The following is a 20,879-nucleotide window of genomic DNA, read 5'->3' on the forward strand; positions in this document are numbered from 1 at the left end:
CGGCACTCATGCCCGTCGATCGTGGGCTTCGGGCTCTTCGTCGACCGAGAGAAGTTCCCCGACAGTGCAGTTCAAGACCCGGCATACCGCGGTGAGGGTGGAGAATCTGATCGCGCGGGCGCGCCCGTTCTTGAGCACCGAAAGATTGACGACGCTCACACCGACCTGGTCGGCGAGGTGTGCCAGCGTCATGCCGCGTGCCTCGAGCAACTCGTCCAGGTGGCACTGCACGGCGTGATCGTTGTCGGGCGGCATCAGACGAGTCCCTCGTTGTCGCGGGCCACACGGCTACCGATGCGCAGTACGACGGCGACGGCGGACAGCGCCATGCAGAAGACGTACGCGTACCAGAACTCCGGTCCGATTCCCTGCGCGCCGACACCGTCGTCCCAGGCGAGATCCCGAATGGCGAGATTGGAGCCGAGAACGCGGGGAAACGTCGGCGCAATGATGGTGATGACGGCGGCGACCGACGCGGCGGTGACTCCGCGGATGACCCCTTTGTCGAACAACCGCCCGCGCACGAACCTCACCATGACCCAGGTGAGAAGAGCCAGAACCGCCAGGTAGCCGATTGTTTCCAGTGCGTCGGCGCTGCGGAGGAAGCCGACGGTCACGGGCGACACGTCCCCGGTCGGAATGTCGATGTTCGATGTTCCTGCGACGGAGACTGGAGTTCCATTGGGAGAGAACATGTTCGGCGGAGGCGTGTGCTCGAAGGAGAACCGCGCCGTCACGGTCCGGTTCTCCAGGTCGTCGAGGAGTCCGACGACGTAGTTGACCACGACGACGAGGGCCGTGGCCGCGAACACTGTGATCGACGCCCAGAGGTCCCTCCGGTCCTTGTTCGACGTCTCGGTAGGAGTGATCGATGGTGCGTCTTCGACCGTGCGCATGGGGCCTCCCGGCATAACGAAAGTCGATAATATCGATATTCGTTATACACATCGAAAAACGATATGTCTATCGGACTCGGACGGACTACCGGATCTCGAGTGTGTCCCCGACCGCGATCAGCCCGCACCGGGTGACGGTCGCGTAGACCCCGACGTACGCACCCGGTTTATCGTCCGTGAGTCCCGGTGCGACGGGCCGCGCCATCACCGTGCGGAGCATGTCGCGCCGCGCGGGCACCTCCTGGTGTGCGAGCGTCACCATCACGCACCGCGAGGTGAGCTTGTTCGGTTCGACCGTCGCGGAGCCGATACCGACCTGCTTCCCGACCCAGCCGTCTTCGAGGAATCCCGCGTCCTCGTCCGTCGCCACGACGATCTGCGGCCGGAAACGACGCAGCGCGATCTCCGATGCGTCCCCGGTGCCGAGCGCGTCGACCGCGGACGTGGACACCAGATGGAGTGGCGCTTCGTCGTAGGTGCGCGGGCGGGTCTCCAACCGGACGGGCCGTCCGGTCGTGTCCGACAACAGATCCTCCACAGCGGGGTCGTTGCCGTGCACCACAGTGCCGTCGGGCAGGGTGATCTCCAGGGCGGCAGGGTCGCGCGGATCGACTTCGTCGAGCAGTCGCGCACGGCACGACAGCAAAGAACCCCAGCGGCGGAACCGCTTTGCGCTTGCGACATCGCCGGTCTCCGGATCGACGACCGCCCATACATGGTCCCCGCGCAGCCCGTCCGACTCGACGGTGGCTGCGTCCATCCGCTCACCACCGAACGACTTCACCGGATAACGCCAGAGCTGACCGATTCGCACAACATGCCAGCATACGGCGCGGCCGTGTGACCGGGGAGGACAGCTCACCGGGTGACAGGGGCCACATGATGACTAGGGTGTCGCCCATGACGGACAACACGACACGGCGGTGGGGCCTCACCATTCCGCTCGACGGCATTCCCTTCTCCGAGCAGCGACGGGTGATCGAGGAATTACCGGACCTCGGTTACACCGACGTCTGGTCGTCGGAGGCGGGGGCTGCGGACGCCTTCACGCCCCTCGCGCTGGCGAGCACCTGGGCGCCGTCCCTCCGCCTGGGCACCGCGATCGTGCCGGTGTACACCCGCGGGCCGGCCACGCTCGCGATGTCTGCCGCGACTCTCGCGGCCGCGGCGCCCGGCAGGTTCGTGCTGGGTGTAGGTACGTCCTCCGACGTGATCGTCGGGAAGTGGAACGGGATCCCGTTCGAGGAACCGTTCAAGCGCGCCCGCGACACCCTGCGGTTCCTGCGGTCCGCCCTCGCCGGTGAGAAGGTGAGCCACGAGTACGACACCTTCTCGGTCCAGGGCTTCCGTGCGGGCCTCGTCCCGGACCCCGCGCCGCCGGTTCTGCTCGCTGCGTTGCGTCCGGGCATGCTCAGGCTGGCGGGTAGGGAAGCGGACGGTGCGATCGTGAACTGGTTGTCCGCCGACGACGTGCGCACCGTTGCCCCGTATGTCGACGAAGGCGGCGCCGGTAAGGAGATCGTCGCGCGGATCTTCGTGCTCCCCGGCATGGATGCAGAGACTTCCCGCGCGATCGGGCGCCGCATGATCGCCGCGTACATGAACGTTCCGGTCTACCGCGCCTTTCACGAATTCCTCGGACGGTCGGACGATTTCGCGGGAATGTGGCGGCTGTGGGCCGAAGGTGACCGCAAGGGGGCACTCGAGGCGATCCCGGACCGGGTCGTGGACGATCTCGTGGTGCACGGTCCTCCGGAAGCATGCCGTGAGCACGTGGAGCGCTACATGGACAACGGCGTGACGACGCCGGCGATCGCGCTTCTGCCCTCCGAGGATCCCGCGCCGATGATCCGCGCTCTCGCCCCGCGCTGAGTTCTCACCGAGTGTCGCGGTGGTGCGGGCCGGGCCGGTCCGGCAGGCTGGGAGCATGACCGACACCAGTACCGCGCCCGTACTCGTCGCCGTCGACGAGGCCAGTGGAATCGGCGTGCTCACCCTGAACAACGCCCGGCAGCGCAATACGTTGTCCGTGAACACGATGCGCGAGGTGATCGCGGGGCTGATCGCACTGTCCTCGGATACGAAGGTGATCGTGATCCGTGCGGAGGGGCCGGCGTTCTCCGCGGGCCACAATCTGCGGGACATGATCGGGCGCACCCTCGAAGAAGAGCGCGCCATCTTCGAGACCTGCAACGAGATGATGAAGACCGTGCAGGCGATCCCTCAGCCGGTGATCGCGTCGGTGCAGGGGCCCGCGTTGGCGGCGGGCTGTCAACTGGTCGCCGCATGCGACCTCGCGGTGGCTGCGGACAGTGCGGAGTTCGGAACACCCGGCGTACGGATCGGGTTGTTCTGCTCGACACCGATGGTCGCGGTCAGCCGGGCCGTCGGGCGGAAACGCGCACTGCAGATGCTGCTCACGGGCGACATGATCGATGCCCGGACGGCGGCGGACTGGGGCCTGGTCAACTTCGTCGTGGAGGCGGAGGCGCTGGACACCGAGACGACGGCACTCGCGGTGAAGATCGCGGCCGCGTCGCCGGTGACGGTGCGGATCGGCAAGGAGGCGTTCTACCGGCAGATCGAACTCCCTCAAGACGCCGCGTACGAGGCGATGGCGGAGACGATGGCGACCAACGCCGTCCTCGACGACGCGCAGGAGGGTATGTCCGCGTTCGTCGACAAGCGTGCGCCGGTGTGGACGGGACGGTGACCGCGGCGCTTATCGAGCGCTAGGTCTCGACCAATTGTTGGACGTCCTATAACGTTGCCCGCATGAGTTCCGATCCCCGTGCGAACACCGTCGACGCTGTAGTGCACCGTTCCGCCGCCCGGTTCCCCGACCGTGTGGCGTTGCGGTTCGCCGATCGCAGCCTCACCTACCGGGAACTCGACGCCGCCGTGTCCCGGACCGCCGCGCGTCTGCTGTCCCTCGGCCTCACCGCCGGCGATCGCGTGGCCGGGTACGGCACCAATTCCGACGCGTATGTGCTGGGTTACCTCGGGGCGGCGCGCGCCGGTCTCGTGCACGTGCCGATCAACTACGCGCTGCGCGGCGAAGAGTTGTCCTATCTCCTCGCGCAGTCCGGGGCCAAGGCTGTGCTCGTCGATCCGGCGCTGCGCGGCGAACTCGACCGCGTTCTGTCCGACGTTCCCGCCGAGCACGTGCTCGCACTGCGCGACGAGGACGCGTCGCTGCTGAGCGAGGCGACGGACGGTCCCGTGCCGGCACTCGACGCCGCGCCGTCCGCCGACGATCTCGTGCAACTGCTGTACACCTCGGGAACCACGTCGAAGCCCAAGGGCGCCATGATGACTCACGGCGCACTGGTACACGAGTACACGTCGTCGATCGTCGCCCTCGACTTGCGCGCCGACGACAACCCGCTGATCTGCATGCCGCTGTACCACTCGGCGGCCATGCACGTGTTCCTGCTGCCGTACCTCGCGGTCGGCGCGACGATCACCCTGCTGCCGGCCCCGGACATCCCGGAGATCCTGCGCCTGGTCGAATCCGAGCGGATCGGATCGCTGTTCCTCGCCCCCACCGTGTGGGTCCCCCTGGCCAACCATCCCGATCTGGACACGCGCGATCTCTCGTCGCTGCGCAAAGCGCAGTACGGCGCGTCGATCATGCCGGTCACGGTGCTCAACCGGTTGCGCGAGCGCTACCCCGACCTGGGCTTCTACAACTGCTTCGGCCAGTCCGAGATCGGCCCCCTGGCCTGCGTGCTCGGGCCCGACGAACACGCCGACCGCCCCTCGTCGTGCGGGCGCGCGGTGCTGTTCGTCGAGACCCGCGTCGTCGACGCCGAAGGGAACGACGTTCCCGACGGCGAACCGGGTGAAGTGCTCTACCGGTCGCCGCAGTTGTGCCTCGGCTACTGGGAGAACCCGGATGCGACCGCGGAAGCCTTCCGCGACGGCTGGTTCCACTCCGGTGACCTCGTCACGCGCGATCCGGAGGGGTACATCACCGTCGTGGACCGGATCAAGGACGTGATCAACACCGGCGGCATCCTCGTCGCCTCCCGTGAGGTGGAGGACGCCCTCTACACGCACGGGTCCGTTGCGGAGGTCGCCGTCATCGGGACCCCCGACGAGAAGTGGATCGAGGCGGTCACCGCGGTGGTCGTGCTCAAGGACGGTCACACGGTCACCGAGTGCGAACTCGTCGACCACGTGCGGAACCGGCTCGCGGCATTCAAGGTACCCAAGATCGTCCGCTTCGTCGATACTCTCCCGCGCAACCAGAGCGGCAAGCTGCTCAAGCGGGAACTGCGCGCCGTCTGACCGGAGGCCGCGTCGAGCACGCCGGGCGACACTGTGACATCCAGCCGTTCCGGCGGGTCATCAACGAAGGGGACACATGAGGAACAAGCACGTGCCGTCGTGGCACGACGACGAGGTGCGGGCACTGTCGGAACTGGCGGGCGATTTCTTCGAACGCGAGGTCATGGCGCACGCGGAGAAGTGGGACGAGCAGCGTTGCATCGACCGCCACGTATGGCTCGAGGCAGGCAAGCTGGGGCTGCTGCTGTGCTCGGTTCCGGAAGAGTACGGCGGTGGCGGCGGCACGTTCGCGCACGACCTCGCCGTGTTCGAAGCGCAGGGATACTCCGGCGACCTCGCGCTCGGCATCTCCGTGCACAGCGGCATCGTTGCGCACTACATCCTGGAGTACGGCACGGAGGAGCAGAAGCGGACCTGGTTGCCCGGGATGGCAACCGGCGAGATCCTCGGTGCGATCGGCATGACCGAGCCGGGAGCCGGTTCGGATCTCAAGGCGATCAAGACCAGCGCGATCCGCGACGGCGACGAGTACATCGTCAACGGGTCGAAGACGTTCATCACCAACGGGTCGTCGGCCGACGTCATCGTCCTCGCCGTCAAGACCGACCCGAAGGCCGGTGCCAAGGGCGTCTCGCTGCTCATCGTCGATCTGCGCGACTGTGAGGGCTTCGCGGTCGGGCGCGTGCTCGACAAGGTGGGGCAGCATGCCGCCGACACGTCGGAACTGTCGTTCACGGACGTGCGGGTGCCGGTGTCGAACCTGCTCGGCGAAGAAGGACAGGGCTTCGCGCAGCTCATGGCGCAACTCGTGCAGGAACGTCTGATCATCGGCGCGCAGGCGGGCGGCGCCATGCAGCGCGCGGTCGACGAGACCGTTCGGTACACCAAGGCGCGACAAGCGTTCGGGCACAGCCTCTTCGAATTCCAGAACACGGCGTTCGAGCTTGCCGAGTGTCAGACCATCGCCCGCACCAGCCGCATCTTCCTCGACCACTGCATCGAGCAGCACCTGCGCGGCCGCCTCGACCCCGCCGATGCGGCGATGGTCAAGTACTGGCTCACCGACAAGCAGTGCGAGGTCGTCGACCGGTGTGTCCAGCTGCACGGCGGCTACGGCTACATGCGGGAGTACCTCATCGCCCGGATGTACGAAGACGCCCGGGTACAGCGCATCTACGCAGGTGCGAACGAAGTCATGAAGGTGCTCATCGCACGGTCGCTGTAGCAGCGGGCCGCGTGGTTGCTTCGATGGGCGAGTTACCTCACCACGGCCTTCTCGTGGTGAGGTACGCAGCCATTTCCTGACTCTGGCGACGGTGCGCCCGGCGATGTTCGGCGCGCGCCTCTCCGGAGGCGTTGAGCTTTCGCTCCTCGTCGGACTCCGGGATCACCGGCGGCACCGCGGTGGGTCGCCCGTCGTCGTCGATCGCCACGAACGTCAGGAAGGCAGTCGCCGCGATGCGGCGGTCTCCGCTGCGCAGATTCTCGGCGGTCACCTTCACGAACACTTCCATCGAGCTGTGACCGGTCCAGGTGACGAACGACTCGAGGCACACCGAGTCGGTCTGGTGCACAGGTGCGAGGAACGCCACAGAGTCGGTCGAGGCCGTAACCACGGATGCGCGGCTGTGGCGGGTCGCCGAAATCGACGCGGTCATGTCGATATCACTCATCAACTTCCCGCCGAAGAGGGTGTTGTGATCGTTGACGTCGTTGGGAAAGACCCTATTGGTCTTGACAACTCGTGATTCGCTGCAGGTTTTTGCTTCCACCGGGATCCTTTCGAGCGCGGGACCTGCAGGATCTCTGCCGATCGCACCTATCCAGCGTACGACTGTCGCCGGTGTGCGCGCCTACGGCCGCCGCTCGGATGTGAGGTGGACGTGGTGGTCGATGATCTTCGTCAGCATGGCGACGAGTTGCTCGCGTTCGTCGGCGTCGAGCGGCGCGAAAGCTTCGTCCTGCACGGCGGTGAGCACGCGTTCGAGTTCTGCCAGGCGGTCGCGGCCTTTCCGCGTGAGACTGACGATGTTGCGCCGGCGATCCTTGGGGTCGGAGGCGCGCCGGACGTACATGCGGTCGGCCAGTGCGTCGATGCATGCAACGACGTCGCTCCGGTCGAGACCACATCGGCGTCCGAGTTCGACCTGGCTGGACGGGCCGAATTCGTCGAGGGCGGAGAGCATCCGGTAGTGATGGCCGCGTGCGCCGGCCGCATCGAGACGGTCGAACACCACGCGGTGCACCCGCATGGCGGACTGCGTCAGCAGAAAGCTCGGGAGATGGTCGAGCCGGGTCGGCACGGGATAGTTGTCGGGGTCGGACATTCGTACACCTCCCTGAGGTCGGCAATCTGGCGGCGGGAATCGTGCCGATCGGTGACGGCTGTGGTCGTGGCGGCTGTGACAGCGCTGACGATCAGTGACGGCGGTGATCGGTGACCGCGGTACGCGGGCCTCGCCGCGGGACGCTCGAATATCCTCCGGATTCGACGAGCAGCCGCACGGCTCGATACCGATGCGGCCGAAGGGGTTCGAGGTACTCGACCATGCCGGCGTCGTCGAGCGGCGAACCGAGCAGTGCCCAGCCGACGACCGTGGCGAGGTGATAGTCGCCGACAGACAGGGCGTCGGCGTCGCCGAAGGCCCGCTGCGCGACTTCGGCGGCTGTCCAGACCCCGATGCCCGGCACCGAACGCAGTGCGCGACGCGCTCGCACGGGATCGTCGTCGACGAGACGCTCGAGCGAGTCGGCCAGCTGGGCGCACCGCACGATGGTCTTTGCCCTCGCAGGGTCGACGTTCGCGCGATGGAACTCCCACGAGGGAATTCGCCGCCACGACTCCGCGCTCGGCGGCACCCGCATGCCCTGCGGTGCGGGACCGGGTGCGGGCTCTCCGAAGCGGGTGACCAGGTGACGCCAGGAGGCGAACGCCGCGATGCCGTGCACCCGCTGCTCGAGGACGGCGGGGACGAGTGCTTCGAGTACGCGGCCCGTGCGAGTGATGCGCAGACCGGGCATGCGGCGGTGCGCCTCGGCGAGCGCAGGGTGAGCGGGAGCGAATCCGGACGGGTCGTCGTGGGCGCCGAGGAGTGCGGGAAGCCGATCGAGCAGTTCCCCGGAGCCGGGGCCCCACGCGAGACAACGGACCGAATCGGTCCCGGCCTGCGTGATCCGGTAGGTCACGGGACCCGTCTCCATGCGCGACACACGCCAGAGGGCACTTCCGTCACGGCGGTGGCAGGGGTCGCGGGGTCCGTGCTGCAGCGGGCGTAGGGTTTGTGCGACGTCGACGGGCCCGGGCACCCTCACGAGAGTGTCGACAGGTGCGGCATCGTTGACGGACGCGGTCACCGACCTACCGTACCTCTGTAGCGGTCGGACTTCTGTGACGGCCGCGACGGTTTCCCGGTGTCGGACGGAAAGGCTATGGTCGGCGACATGATCATCGTGAGCACCGACGGATCCTGCCTGCGTAATCCAGGCGGCGCCATCGGATGGGCGTGGGTCAATCACGAAGGACCGAGTGCATCGGGGGGTGAACGCTCCGGTACCAACCAGATCGCCGAACTCCGTGCGGTGCTCGAGGCACTGCGTGCGCATCCCGGTACCGAGCCCATGATCATCGAATCCGACTCGCAGTACGCCATCAAATGTGCGTCCGAGTGGCTGCCCGGATGGAAACGCAAGGGCTGGAAGACGTCCACGGGATCGCCGGTGAAGAACATCGAACTCGTGCGTGCCATCGACCGCGAACTCGTCGAACGCGCCGGACCGGTGCGGTTCCGCTGGGTACGCGGTCATGTCGGCAACCACTTCAACGAAGTCGCCGACACGCTCGCCGGCGAGGCGGCCCGGGAAGTCGCGGCCCGGCCCGGGCCCATCGAGGTACCCGACCCGCTGCCGCGCGCGGTGGCGCGGGCAGAGACGGCCAGAGCCGAAGACGTCGAACTCACGCTCTTCTGACGAGGTGTGCGGCCCGGCACGTCGCTCGAGGCCGCTCGGGTACGGTCGCGGCATGAGCGAGGTTGATCAGATCGCGCGGTTCCGGCGGGAACACGGCCTCGACGAACTCGTCGACGTGCACACCCACTTCATGCCCACCAGCGTCATGGACAAGGTGTGGGCATATTTCGACTCGGCCGGGCCGTTGGTGGGCCGGCACTGGCCGATTTCGTACCGGACCAGCGAAGAAGAGCGGGTCGCGCGACTGCGGGCGTTCGGGGTGCGGTGCTTCACCTCGATGGTGTACCCGCACAAGCCCGACATGGCGGCGTGGCTCAACTCGTGGGCAGCCGATTTCGCCGGCCGCACTCCCGGTTGCCTCCATACCTCGACCTTCTATCCCGAACCCGGGGCGGGCGCGTATGTCACTTCTGCGCTCGACGCGGGGACGAAGGTGTTCAAGTCGCACCTGCAGGTCGGCGACTACACACCCCTCGATCCGCTGCTGACCGAGGTGTGGGGACTGCTCGAGGACGCCGAGGTGCCGATCGTCGTGCACTGCGGATCGGGACCGGCGCCCGGCACCCATACGGGACCGGGGCCGATGGCGGAACTGCTGCGGCGGCACCCGAAACTCACGGTGATCGTGGCGCACATGGGGCTACCCGAATACGTCGACTTCCTCGATCTCGCGGAGAGGTACGAGCGGGTCCACCTGGACACCACGATGGCGTTCACCGACTTCGTCGAGGAGGACACGCCGTTTCCTCGGGAGGCTCTGCCGAGGCTCGACGTCCTGCGGTCGAAAATCCTTCTCGGAAGCGATTTTCCCAACATTCCCTACACGTATCTCCATCAACTGGAGGCACTCGCACGTGTCGCACCGGATTCGGATTGGCTTCGGGCGGTGTGCCACGACAACGCGGCCGCGCTGTTCGGAATCGATCAACGCGGCCGCTCGCCGGGGCAGGGTGACCCTGGCCGGCCGTCCCGTTCCTAGACGGTCACATCGCGTCTCCGGATCTTTCCGGTCGCATTTCGGGGGAGTGCGTCGCCGGTGATCCGCCAGTGTGCGGGCACCTTGTAGTACGAAAGACGTTCCGCGCAGAAATCGCGCAGGTCCTGTTCGCTGACGTCGGAGCCCGGATGGAGCACGACCACTGCCGCCACCTCCTGCCCCAGATCCTCGTGATCGACGCCGACCACCGCGCATTCCTGGACTGCGGGATGCTCGTCGAGCACCTGCTCGATCTCGGTGGGGTACACGTTCTCCCCGCCGCGAAGGATCAGATCCGAGCGTCGGCCGGTCAGCCTCAGCCGTCCCTGCTCGAGTACACCGAAGTCTCCGGTGCGCAACCAGCCACCCTCCGTGATCGCCGCGGCGGTCGCCGCCTCGTCCTCCCAGTACCCCAGCATCACGAAGGGGCTGCGAACGCAGACTTCACCTTCGACGCCCTCGGGCACCACGTCACCGAGAGGATCGCGGATTTCCATCGCGACGGTGAGGATCGGTCGTCCGAGGGTTCCGGGGAACGCCTCGAGCTCGCCCGCGGTGGCTACGGCGACCGCGGTGCTGCACTCGGTGAGGCCGTAGCTGTCCACAAGAGCCTGGTCCGCAAACGGGAACTTCTCGCGCAGCCGCTTCTTGAAGGCCGGCGACGAGGGCGCGGAGGCCAGTGCGAACGCAGACAGCGACGACAGGTCGTAACGGTCGGTGTCCTTGTGCTCGAGCATGCGTGCGGCCATGGTCGGCACCGCACCCCAGTTGGTGACTTTCTCGCGCTCGATCAACCCGAAGACCTGATCGACGTCGAAGCGGCCCTCGGTCATCACGACGGCACTGCCCGTGGCCAGCCTGGGCACCGCGAGGTTGTGGAGGCTCGCGATGTGGAACAACGGCGAGGTCAGGAGATACCGGTTGTCGCTGGGCACGGAGTCGTCGTAGGTCCGGCCGTACATGTGCGCGACCATCGCGTCCGAGTAGCGGTGGTAGTCCACCACGGCCAGCAGGTTGCGCTGAGAATGCAGAGCTCCCTTGGGGCGTCCGCTCGTCCCGCTCGTGAACAGGATGACGGCGGGGTCGTCCTCGTCGACGTCGGACGTGGGAAGTTCCGCTCCGGTCCGCTCGGCGACCAGCCGTGGCAGGTCGTCTTCGACGGTGAGGACCGTGAACCCCGACAGGCCCGTCTGGGCGAGCACGTCGGCACGCTTGGCGTCCGTCACGACGACCTTCGGCCGCACGAGTTCGACACCGTAGGCGAGTTCGGACGCCGTCCACCAGGAGTTGAGGCCGACGGCGACGGCACCCAGGCATTGCGACGCCCAGAAGGCGACGATCCACTCGGGGGAGTTGGCGCCGAGGAGCGCGACCCGGTCGCCTTTGCCGACGCCGTACTCGTCGCGCATCGCGGTGGCCACCGCCGCCACAGCGTCGGCGTGCTCGGCGAACGACATCCGTCGATCGAGCGTGATCAGGTAGTCCCGGTCACCCCACGCCTTCGACGCGGCGACGAGATCGCCGACCTTCCGGTCCCGATTCCGGATCACCGGCATCCGGTTTCCGCGCACGTCCTCTTCGACGACCTCGAATCGTCCACCGGGCCCGGTGAGTTTCGAAGTGACTTGAATCAGCATCTGTTGGAGATCTGCGGGTGCTGTCATGGACGAGCCTTTCCGGTTGCCGACGACTACTCGTGTCACGTGACGCACAAGATGCCACGCCGCCCACCTTCCCGGAAGTGAGCCGTACCACTGAGTGGATGGACCTGTGGTGACGGTCACTATCAGGTCTCACTCACCGGGAGTGCCCGAGGTCGGGCACGATGCGCTGGCTACCTTCGCGTCACCCGACACGCCGATGTGATGCTTCGGCCCTCGCCGTCCACTGTATTCGAGCGGGGCTCGGTCGAGACCAAGGAGACCTCGCAGTGAAACGCAGTTCTACTACGAAACTGGTGGCGGCCTTGGCGGCCGCGATGGTGGTGACGTCCGCCTGTGCCTCCGACCGGGAAGGCGAGGCAGTCGTGTCCGCCGGATCGCCTACTGTCGCCGGCCAGTCGGCCGCGGCATCGGAGGCGACCTTCGGAACTCTCGAATCGCCCTGTGGTGCAGGTGATGCCGGCGGGTCCACCGACCAGGGTGTGAGCGATACCGAAATCCGTATCGGTTACGGAGACGACCGTGGGTTCGCGAAGAGCCCCGGCCTGAACAAGGAGATGGGCGACGCCGTCGCCGCCATGATCGACTGGTGCAACGAGCAGGGCGGCATCAACGGCCGCCGGATCGTGGGCACCCATTTCGATGCCGCGATGACGCAGGCCAACGCTGTCATGCAGAACGCATGCGCCTCCGAGTTCATGCTGGTGGGCCACGGGTTCGCGATGGATCAGACCTCGGAACAGACCCGGGTCGCCTGCAACCTCGCGGCCGTCCCGGCATTCACCGTCTCGCCCGACGCGGCGAACGGGCCGATGACCTATCAGGGTGTTCCGTTCCCCGTCGACTACGCGAACGGGTCGCAGTGGTTCCAGATCGCGGAGATGTACCCCGAACTCGTCGGTGAATTCGATGTCATCGACAGCACGATGCCCACGATCATCACCGCGAACACCAAGGCTCGCTCGATCGCCGCAGCGGCCGGATTCACGCTGAAGAACTGCGGTGTCACCCTCAACTACGACGGCGAATCGAGCTACGTCCCGTTCGCCGAGAAGATCAAGCAGTGCGGTGCCAAGGGCTTGTGGACCTCACGTTCGCCGGTGCCCGCCGAGTTCAACTTCGTCAAGGCGCTCGACCAGGTCGGCATCGATCCGATCCTCCTCGGCGAGGCCACCTGGTACGCCAATGCCGTTCCCACCTGGAACGGTGAGACCGGACTGCTCGACAACATGCATGCCGGCATGACGTTCCAGATGCTCGAGAACACGGACGCCGTCCCGGCGGTGAAGAAGTACACCGAACTCGTCGCCGAAGCCGGCGGCAAGACCGCACTCCTCGGTATGCAGGCCACCTCGTCGTTCCTGCTGTGGGCGACGGCCGCGAAGGAATGCGGATCGGACCTGACCCGCCAGTGCATGGTCGACCAACTCTCGCAGATCCACGAGTGGGACGGCGGCGGGCTGCACGCCGTCACCGATCCGGGCAACAACATGCCCGCCACGTGCGGTCTCGTCGTGTCCCTGAAGGGCGCTGAGTACTCACAGGCGTTCCCCGCGGAAGCCGCCGAATTCAAATGTGACGACCGGTATCTCGTCGCCACCGACGCGAAGACATGGGGCACCGACCTGGGCCCGGACCGCATCTCCACGAAATACCTGAACCCGAACGTCATCAGGCCGACCGCCTGATCCGTTCGACCGGTGCCGGCGGCGTGATTCGCGACCGCCGGTACCCTCGAGCAGAGGTACTTGCATGGATACCTTCCTGACCTTCACGATCGTGGGGTTGGTGCTCGGATCGGTGTACGCCATCGCCGCGTCGGGCCTCGTTCTCACCTACAACACGTCGGGCATCTTCAACTTCGCACACGGTGCGCAGGCCATGCTCGGGGCGTTCGCATACTGGCAATTCCGCTACGGCTGGGGACTGCCCACCCCGGTGGCGCTGCTTCTCGTGCTCGGAGTCCTCGGACCATTGATGGGGCTGGCGCTCTACGTCCTCATCATGCGCGGCATGCGCAACACGGCAGAGGTCACCAAGATCGTCGTCACGGTCTCGATTCTGCTCGGCATGCTGTCGGTGTCACATTGGTTCTGGCATCCCGAGCAAGCCCGGACGATGACGATGTTCTTCGGCGACCAAGCCAAGATCGACATCTTCGGGGTGGGAATCCGATACCACGAACTGATCTGCATCGCGGTCGCTGTCCTCATCGCGATCGGGTTGCGGGTCATGTTCACCCGCACCCGCTCCGGTGTGGCCATGCGCGGCGTGGTCGACGATCCGGATCTGTTGCGGCTCAACGGACACGACCCGGACCGGCTCGCCGCACTGTCGTGGATGCTGGGCTCGACGCTCGCCGTGCTCGCCGGCATCCTGGTGACCCCGATCAACGGCGGCACCCTCGAGGCGAACATGCTGACGCTGCTGGTGATCGATGCGTTCGCCGCCGCGATGTTCGGCCGGTTGCGGAGTATTCCGCGGACCTTCGCCGGTGCTCTGTTCCTCGGCCTGGCCGCGACCTACGTGCTCGCGTACTTCCCGACGGCGTGGACGTGGACGTCGAACCTGCGGGTGTCCCTGCCCATGATCGCGCTGTTCGTCGTGCTCATCGTGCTGCCGCAGGACCGTCTGCGCGGAGCGGTCACCCGAACCAGGGAGCGCTACCACGTGCCGTCGGTGCGCAAGGCTGTCGCGTGGGCGGTGGCTCTGGTGGTGATCGTCTACGCGATCCGGCTTCTGATGGTCACGTCGGCGATCACCACGCTCACGATCGGCATGACCTTCGCGATCATCGCGCTGTCGCTGACCCTGCTGACGGGCTACGCAGGCGAGATGAACCTGGCACCGGTGTCCTTCGGCGCGATCGCCACCATCGTGGCGTTCCACTTCGGGATCTCCGGCACAGGACTGGCAGCCCACCTCAACCTGTGGGGTGTCGCGCTGGGGGTCGCCGCGACCGCGGTGGTCGGTGGCCTCATCGCGTTGCCGGCGCTTCGGCTCCGAGGGCTGTACCTGGCGCTGGCCACCATGGCATTCGGAGTGTTCCTGTCCAACATGGTCTTGCGCGACACCACCGTGCACGAACTGTTCGGCATCAAGTTCTCCATCTTCACCGACGGGAACATCGCGATTCCGCCGCTGAAGGTGGGACCGCTGGACCTGCGCAACGACACCGTCTTCCTCATGACGGTCACGGTGATCTTCGCGGTGCTCGGCGTCGGTGTCATCGCTCTGCGCAACAGCGGTTACGGACGCCGCCTCGCCGCGATGAAGGACAGCCCCGCCGCGTCGGCGATGCTCGGACAGAGCCTCGTCCGGCTCAAGCTCGGTGTGTTCACGCTCTCGGCCGGTATCGCCGGCCTTGGTGGCCTGTTCATGGCGAGCGCGATGGGATCGGTGTCCAACGAGAGCTTCTCGATCATGGTCAGCCTGTCGTTGCTGATGCTCACCGTGGTGGCCGGTATCGGCTACGTATCGGGGGCCCTCTTCGGCGGCCTGATGTCGGGGGTCGGATTCGCGGTCATCATGACCTCGTTCGCGAATCTCGCGGCAGACCAACCGGAACTCGCGGGAATGTGGACGTTCCTCTGCCACGTCGCGGCGGTGAGCCCGGCGCTGATCGGCATCGGTGTCGCGGCCAATCCCAGCGGCAGTGTCCACCAGGTCGTCGAGGGCTACCGCCATCTCGCCAATGCGAAACCCGTCCTGGTGGGCGGCGCCGCCGTGGTCCTGGTGTCGTACCTGCTCGCGCTCGTCGGAGTACTCGACAACTGGTGGTTCGCGTCGATCACGATTGCGACGGTGTTCATGCTGCCGGTGATGGGCCAGTGGCTGATGCCGGAGGCGGTGCTCGGCGAAGAAGAGGCCGCGCGACGTCGCCCGCTGATCCCGGAACGTATCGGGCTCGACGAGCCGTACAGCGCCGAGGCACGTGACGAGATCGATCGTGAACTCGGGATCTCGGATTACCTGTCGACCCCGCCTGTCCGGGCGGACAAGGAGCTGGTCACCAATGGCTGACACGCCGATCCTCGAAACACGCGGTATCACCGTCCGGTTCGGTGGCCACGTCGCCGTGAAGGACGTGAGTATCGAAATCGGGCGCGGCACCGTGACCGGATTGATCGGACCGAACGGCGCCGGCAAGACCACGCTGTTCAACACCGTCACCGGCCTGCAGAAGCCGACCGCGGGCCGAGTGTTCGTCGACGGTCGCGATGTGACCACCCTGCCGCCGTACAAGCGGGCACGAATGGGGCTCGCGCGCACCTTCCAGCGTCTCGAACTGTTCGTGTCGCTGTCGGTGCGGGACAACCTGCGGGTGGCCGGCGACATCCACAATGCGAACTCGCGCGGGCGGATCGACGTAGAAGCGGAAGCCGATCGGCTGCTTCGACTTACGGGTCTGAGCGACATCGCGGATCAGGATGTGTCCGACATCCCCACCGGGCGGGCTCGTGTCGTCGAGGTGGCGCGGGCACTGATGACCGATCCGCAGATCCTGTTGCTCGACGAACCGGCATCCGGTCAGACGGAGCAGGAAACCGAGGAGTTCGCCGCGTTGCTCACCGGTCTGGCCGACGACGGGCTCGCGATCTGCTTGGTAGAACACGACATTCCGCTGGTGATGAAGATCTGCTCCACGATCCATGTGCTCGATTACGGCGCAGTGCTGGCAAGTGGGGTTCCCGACGAGATCAAGAACGATCCCGCGGTGATCAACGCCTACATCGGAACCGAGAAGGAGGCGATATGAGTCCCGAACCCTTGCTCGAACTGATCGGTGTACGTGCGGGATACGGTTCCATCGAGGTCCTGCACGGTGTGGACCTCGCCCTCGCACCGGGAGCGGTCGTCGCGCTGCTCGGACCCAACGGTGGCGGCAAGACGACGACGCTGAAGGTGTGCTCCGGCATCCACCCGGTGTCGTCCGGTGAGTTCCGGCTCGGCGGACATGTCGTGAACGGGGCATCGGCAGCCGAGTTGGCCCGCCTGGGGGTCTGCTCGATTCCGGAGGGGCGAGGGGTCTTCCCCAACCTGACGGTGCGAGAGAACCTGTGGATCGCCACCGGCACGGGTGTCACGCTCGCCGAACTCGAGGACGTGGCCTACGCACGGTTCCCCATTCTCGGTGAACGCCGGACTCAGCTGGCGGGATCGATGTCGGGTGGAGAACAGCAGATGCTTGCGTTGTCGCGGGCGCTCGGGACGAATCCCACGGTGTTGCTGCTCGACGAACTGTCCATGGGCCTGGCACCCCGGATCGTCTCGCAGATCTACGACATCGTGGGGGAGCTTGCGGCGGAAGGGGTCTCGATTCTCGTTGCGGAACAGTTCGCTCGGGCTGTCCTGCCCATCGCCACCAGTGCCGCGCTGATGCTGCAGGGACGCGTGGTGCGCGCGGGCGATCCGGCGGAGATCGAAGAAGAACTGTCTACCAGCTACCTAGGAGGATGACGATGACCACTGCGGTCGACGAACGACGTGAGCAATTCAAGCAGGATGTGGCTGCCCTGGGGCTGGGCACCACGAGCAACGGATCCGGCGGGAAGGGCCGAATTGCCGGCATGGTGCTGATGATCATCGGGGTGGCAGCCGCATTCGTCGTCTACATCGCGTCGCTGACCCTCTCGGACCTGCGAGACATCGCCTCGTATCAGCTGCTGAGCATGGGATTCATCGCGCTCACGCTGGTCGGCGCGGCCGTCTACGTGGCGTCGGTGGTCGCAAAGGTTCTGAGGTTGTGGCTGGTGCGTCAGCTCCTGGAGGGCAACGCGCAGACCGAGCGAATCGTCGAGGCCATGTCGCGCGACAAGATCTGACACGGTGAGCCGGGCACACCCGGCGCCCGAAACGGCCGGCCCCGGCGCGGGGTGGTGCGGGCCGGCCTGCCGTGGGTTCGAGCGGAGGGTGTCAGGAACCCGCTGCCTCGAGGCCGGTGGTGATGTCGGCGAGGATGTCGTCGATGTTCTCGATGCCGACGGCCAGGCGGACCAGGCCGGGGGTGACGCCCGCTGCCAGCTGCTCTTCAGCGGTGAGCTGCGAGTGGGTGGTGGATGCCGGATGGATCACCAGCGAACGGACGTCGCCGATGTTGGCGACGTGGCTGTGCAAGGTCAGCGCGTTGACGAACTTCTTACCGGCGTCGATACCGCCCGCGAGTTCGAACACCACGATGGCGCCGGGCCCCTTCGGCGTGAGCTGCTCGGCCCGATCGTGCCAGGGCGAGGACTCCAGGCCCGCATATGCCACCGAGGTGACCTCGGGCCGGGCTTCGAGGAACTCGGCCACCTTCTGCGCGTTGGCGACGTGGCGTTCCATCCGCAGGCTCAGGGTTTCGATGCCCTGCGAGATGAGAAACGCGTTGAAGGGCGAGACCGCCGAGCCGAGGTCGCGCAGCAACTGCACGCGTGCCTTGAGGGCGTACGCGGGAGCGCCGAGATCGGCGAAGACCACACCGTGGTAGCTGGGATCGGGCGTGGTGAAACCGGGGTGCCGGCCCTGCGTCCAGTCGAAGGTGCCGCCGTCGACGATGACGCCGGCGATTGCCGTGCCGTGACCGCCGAGGTACTTGGTCGCCGAGTGCACCACGATGTCGGCGCCGTGCTCGAGGGGACGCAGCAGGTACGGGGTCGCGACCGTGTTGTCCACGATCAGAGGCAGGCCGTTGTCGTGGGCGACGCCCGAGATGCCGGAGATATCGAGGATGTGGTTCTTCGGGTTGGCGATGGTTTCGCCGTAGAACGCCCGCGTGGTGGGACGCACGGCGTCGCGCCACTGGTCGAGATCGTCAGGATCCTCGACGAACGAGACCTCGATCCCGAGCTTGGGCAACGTGTAGTGGAAGAGGTTGTAGGTGCCGCCGTACAGGTACGGGCTCGAGACGATGTGGTCACCGGAGCCGGCGAGGTTGAGAATCGCGAACGTCTCGGCAGCCTGCCCGGAGGACAGGAGCAGCGCGGCGACGCCACCTTCCAGCGAGGCGATGCGCTGCTCGACCGCGTCCTGGGTCGGGTTCATGATGCGCGTGTAGATGTTGCCCGGCTCGGCGAGACCGAAGAGCGCTGCCGCGTGATCGGTGTTGTCGAAGGTGTAGCTGGTGGTCTGGTAGATCGGCAGCGCGCGGGCCTTGGTGTCGCCCCCGGCAGGCTGACCGACGTGGATCTGTTTGGTCTCGAAGCTCCACGACGCGCTGGGATCGACTGCTTCGGGGGCGTTGTCACTCATGGGTCTACTGCTCCGGATTCGGTGAGGTGAACGGGTCGTCGTGACGCTGACCTTGCGGCTCCGCGCGCGACGCCGTCGAATGCGGTCCGCGGGGGCCGGGGTGGGTGCGGGCGGTCAGCCGGCCGGGCACCCGCACATACACAGGCGACAGGCATGACGGTGCGGTCGCTGTGCCGACCGCTCGTACGTCTTGCTCACGGCTTCGACAATAACGGCTGGCGACGATTCCGACCAGGCCCATAGGAAACCGGGGGCAGGTCAGGGGGTCTGGCCGGTGAACGCTACCTACAGCCTGTGTGTTGCCCTTTCGGAGCCGTGTGTGATCCTGCTAACGTGCTGGAACAGATTCTAGTTTCGTGGGGCGCGCAGGGTCGTGGCCAGTGCTTTTGGAGGTAAATTTGACCGCCGTCGACTTCTCGCTCGGGCATGCACCCACTCCCGCGAAGCGCGAACTACCACCTTCGATGATCGATCGGATGACGCTCATCCTCGAGAGTTTCGACAGCAGGGGAGCGCTCACGCTCGAAGAGGTCACCTGCCGTTCGGGGCTTCCCCGCTCGACGGTGCACCGCATCCTCGACCAGCTGGTCGGGCGCGGGTGGATCGACCACGCGTCGTTCGGATACTGCCTGGGAGCACGCGCGCTCGGACTCGGCGGTAGCGACACAGGGCATCGGCGTATCCGAGAGGCGGCAGCGCCGCATCTCCATGAACTCGCGCTGCAGACGGGCGCGGTCGTGCATCTGACCGTCCTCGACGGCAACGAGGTCCTCTACCTCGACAAGGTCGGGGGGCAATTCGCGTCGAGTGTCCCGTCGCGTGTCGGCGGACGTTTTCCCGCATATGCCACCGCATCCGGCAAAGCGATCCTCGCCTGGCTCGAGCCCGAGCGCGTCGACGCTCTCTACGGCAAGCGTCTGCCGCCGTGCACCGATCGCACCATCGGCGACAACGCGACGCTCCACCAGGAACTGAACCGCATCCGCAAGCGCCGGGGTGTCGCTTTCGAACGCGAGGAAGCCGCGTCCGGCATCGGATGTGTGGGCGTAGCGCTGCGCGGCGTCGACGGCCCTGTCGCGGCGCTGTCCCTGGCCGCAGACGCACGTTCGACCCGCCTCGAATGGGTGGCGCCGATCGTCGCCGACGCGGCCCGCAAGATCACCCGCACCCTCTTTCCGGATCACGACCGGGAAGAGACGCCCGGCACGGCACTGCCGGCGTCAGGCTCGCTCGACCGGGTCGTCGCCAAAGCTGCCGGAAGCCGGTAGGGCAGAGAACTCCGGGCGGAAGGGCGACTTCGCCGCGGAAGGCGGGCGGGCGACGTCAGCGTTCCGGGTGCAGCGCCATGTACCGCGCGGGCAGTTCTCCGCCGCCGTGCACGGCGAGGTCTGCTCCGTTCACGTACGACGCCAGCGGGCCGGCGAGAAACAGGCATGCACCCGCGATGTCGGAGGGCACGGCCATGCGCTGCATCGGCAGTGTCTTCGTCACGGCGGCACCGCCGTCTGCCCCGTACACCTCCGCTGCGGCTTCGGTCCGGATCAGGCCGGTGGTGATGTGGTTGACCCGCACTGCCGGAGCCCACTCGAGGGCGAGCGCCTTCGTCAGCGCGAGCAGTCCTGCCTTCGCGGCCGTGTACGCGGCGGTACCGGGCTGCGGGTCGTGTGCCGACACGCTCCCGATGTTGATGATCGACCCGCCGTCGTCCTGCCGGCACATGACGGCATTCGCCGCCTGGGCGACGTAGAACGGGGCGAGCAGGTTGAGTGCGACGATCTTGTCGAAGAAGCGTGTCGAGACGGTCGCGGCGTCAGAATCGGGCGACCCACCGGCGTTGTTCACGAGCACCGGGGGGGG

At 66.6% G+C, this 20,879-nt stretch carries 21 protein-coding genes; 12 read left to right on the forward strand and 9 right to left on the reverse strand.

From position 1 onward, the window contains the following. Positions 1–6: 6 nt before the first annotated feature. The 3 genes from TVH25_RS07115 to TVH25_RS07125 form a co-directional block, all read right to left on the reverse strand. On the reverse strand, positions 7–255 hold the full coding sequence (locus tag TVH25_RS07115) for a helix-turn-helix domain-containing protein (RefSeq protein WP_169622859.1): 249 nt from the start codon (positions 253–255) through the stop codon (positions 7–9). After that, the gene (locus tag TVH25_RS07120; RefSeq protein ID WP_240952783.1) at positions 255–896 is read right to left on the reverse strand and encodes a hypothetical protein; all 642 of its coding nucleotides are present in this window, start codon (positions 894–896) and stop codon (positions 255–257) included. Before TVH25_RS07120 ends, TVH25_RS07115 begins: the two co-directional genes overlap by 1 nt. Positions 897–981: 85 nt before the next feature. Continuing rightward, positions 982–1,710, reverse strand: coding sequence for an MOSC domain-containing protein (locus TVH25_RS07125; RefSeq protein WP_422423685.1), 729 nt, complete (start codon positions 1,708–1,710; stop codon positions 982–984). An 86-nt stretch (positions 1,711–1,796) separates the two neighbouring features. On the opposite strand from TVH25_RS07125, the gene TVH25_RS07130 reads away from it, so the two are divergent. The 4 genes from TVH25_RS07130 (at position 1,797) to TVH25_RS07145 (ending at position 6,414) form a co-directional block, all read left to right on the forward strand. Next, positions 1,797–2,768: an LLM class F420-dependent oxidoreductase gene (locus TVH25_RS07130; RefSeq protein WP_169622862.1), complete on the forward strand. Its 972-nt coding sequence runs from the start codon at positions 1,797–1,799 to the stop codon at positions 2,766–2,768. Positions 2,769–2,823: 55 nt separating this feature from the next. Next, entirely contained in the window at positions 2,824–3,609 is a 786-nt protein-coding gene (locus TVH25_RS07135) for an enoyl-CoA hydratase (RefSeq protein WP_296549193.1), read from the forward strand. 62 nt (positions 3,610–3,671) lie between these two features. Next, the gene (locus TVH25_RS07140) at positions 3,672–5,189 is read left to right on the forward strand and encodes an acyl-CoA synthetase (protein WP_422423687.1); all 1,518 of its coding nucleotides are present in this window, start codon (positions 3,672–3,674) and stop codon (positions 5,187–5,189) included. Positions 5,190–5,265: 76 nt separating this feature from the next. Further along, positions 5,266–6,414 carry an acyl-CoA dehydrogenase family protein gene (locus tag TVH25_RS07145; protein WP_422423688.1) on the forward strand — a complete coding sequence of 383 codons (1,149 nt, stop codon included), beginning with the start codon at positions 5,266–5,268 and terminating at the stop codon, positions 6,412–6,414. 37 nt (positions 6,415–6,451) lie between these two features. On the opposite strand, the gene TVH25_RS07150 is transcribed toward TVH25_RS07145, so the two are convergent. From TVH25_RS07150 to TVH25_RS07160, 3 genes are all read right to left on the reverse strand, one after another. Next, complete coding sequence (locus TVH25_RS07150) at positions 6,452–6,961, reverse strand: acyl-CoA thioesterase (protein ID WP_169622866.1); 510 nt, start codon at positions 6,959–6,961, stop codon at positions 6,452–6,454. A gap of 81 nt (positions 6,962–7,042) precedes the next feature. Continuing rightward, positions 7,043–7,516, reverse strand: coding sequence for a MarR family winged helix-turn-helix transcriptional regulator (locus TVH25_RS07155; protein ID WP_169622867.1), 474 nt, complete (start codon positions 7,514–7,516; stop codon positions 7,043–7,045). A gap of 91 nt (positions 7,517–7,607) precedes the next feature. Then, on the reverse strand, positions 7,608–8,543 hold the full coding sequence (locus tag TVH25_RS07160) for a DNA-3-methyladenine glycosylase family protein (protein WP_422423689.1): 936 nt from the start codon (positions 8,541–8,543) through the stop codon (positions 7,608–7,610). 87 nt (positions 8,544–8,630) lie between these two features. On the opposite strand from TVH25_RS07160, the gene TVH25_RS07165 reads away from it, so the two are divergent. Both TVH25_RS07165 and TVH25_RS07170 read left to right on the forward strand, forming a co-directional pair. After that, positions 8,631–9,155 (forward strand): ribonuclease H family protein, encoded by a 525-nt coding sequence (locus TVH25_RS07165; protein WP_422423690.1) that lies wholly within the window; start codon positions 8,631–8,633, stop codon positions 9,153–9,155. Between the two features lie 52 nt (positions 9,156–9,207). Then, positions 9,208–10,134, forward strand: coding sequence for an amidohydrolase family protein (locus TVH25_RS07170; RefSeq protein WP_422423691.1), 927 nt, complete (start codon positions 9,208–9,210; stop codon positions 10,132–10,134). Here TVH25_RS07170 and TVH25_RS07175 read toward each other — a convergent pair. After that, positions 10,131–11,795, reverse strand: a complete 1,665-nt coding sequence (locus TVH25_RS07175; protein WP_422423692.1) for a class I adenylate-forming enzyme family protein — start codon at positions 11,793–11,795, stop codon at positions 10,131–10,133. The genes TVH25_RS07170 and TVH25_RS07175 overlap by 4 nt on opposite strands. 266 nt (positions 11,796–12,061) lie before the next feature. Here TVH25_RS07175 and TVH25_RS07180 point away from each other — a divergent pair, with 266 nt between their 5' ends. The 5 genes from TVH25_RS07180 to TVH25_RS07200 all read left to right on the forward strand — a co-directional run bounded on the left by TVH25_RS07180 (position 12,062) and on the right by TVH25_RS07200 (position 17,617). After that, the gene (locus TVH25_RS07180; RefSeq protein ID WP_169622872.1) at positions 12,062–13,480 is read left to right on the forward strand and encodes an ABC transporter substrate-binding protein; all 1,419 of its coding nucleotides are present in this window, start codon (positions 12,062–12,064) and stop codon (positions 13,478–13,480) included. Positions 13,481–13,544: 64 nt separating this feature from the next. Beyond that, complete coding sequence (locus TVH25_RS07185; protein WP_422423693.1) at positions 13,545–15,815, forward strand: ABC transporter permease; 2,271 nt, start codon at positions 13,545–13,547, stop codon at positions 15,813–15,815. Beyond that, on the forward strand, positions 15,808–16,551 hold the full coding sequence (locus tag TVH25_RS07190) for an ABC transporter ATP-binding protein (protein WP_296549203.1): 744 nt from the start codon (positions 15,808–15,810) through the stop codon (positions 16,549–16,551). Before TVH25_RS07185 ends, TVH25_RS07190 begins: the two co-directional genes overlap by 8 nt. Continuing rightward, positions 16,548–17,252, forward strand: a complete 705-nt coding sequence (locus tag TVH25_RS07195; RefSeq protein WP_169622875.1) for an ABC transporter ATP-binding protein — start codon at positions 16,548–16,550, stop codon at positions 17,250–17,252. The genes TVH25_RS07190 and TVH25_RS07195 overlap by 4 nt, the downstream gene beginning before the upstream one ends. Then, positions 17,249–17,617 (forward strand): hypothetical protein, encoded by a 369-nt coding sequence (locus TVH25_RS07200; protein ID WP_206037392.1) that lies wholly within the window; start codon positions 17,249–17,251, stop codon positions 17,615–17,617. Before TVH25_RS07195 ends, TVH25_RS07200 begins: the two co-directional genes overlap by 4 nt. 91 nt (positions 17,618–17,708) lie before the next feature. Here the strand turns inward: TVH25_RS07200 and TVH25_RS07205 are convergent, their stop codons facing one another. Continuing rightward, a complete protein-coding gene (locus TVH25_RS07205) occupies positions 17,709–19,022 on the reverse strand; it encodes a bifunctional o-acetylhomoserine/o-acetylserine sulfhydrylase (RefSeq protein WP_422423695.1) in 1,314 nt (437 codons plus the stop codon). Between the two features lie 398 nt (positions 19,023–19,420). On the opposite strand from TVH25_RS07205, the gene TVH25_RS07210 reads away from it, so the two are divergent. Beyond that, positions 19,421–20,290: an IclR family transcriptional regulator gene (locus TVH25_RS07210; RefSeq protein WP_240952787.1), complete on the forward strand. Its 870-nt coding sequence runs from the start codon at positions 19,421–19,423 to the stop codon at positions 20,288–20,290. Between the two features lie 55 nt (positions 20,291–20,345). Here TVH25_RS07210 and TVH25_RS07215 read toward each other — a convergent pair. After that, positions 20,346–20,879: SDR family oxidoreductase (locus TVH25_RS07215; protein ID WP_422423696.1), on the reverse strand; the 534-nt coding region annotated here is incomplete at its 5' end.

This window comes from Rhodococcus sp. 7Tela_A2, assembly GCF_049311045.1.
Taxonomy (GTDB): Bacteria; Actinomycetota; Actinomycetes; order Mycobacteriales; family Mycobacteriaceae; genus Rhodococcus.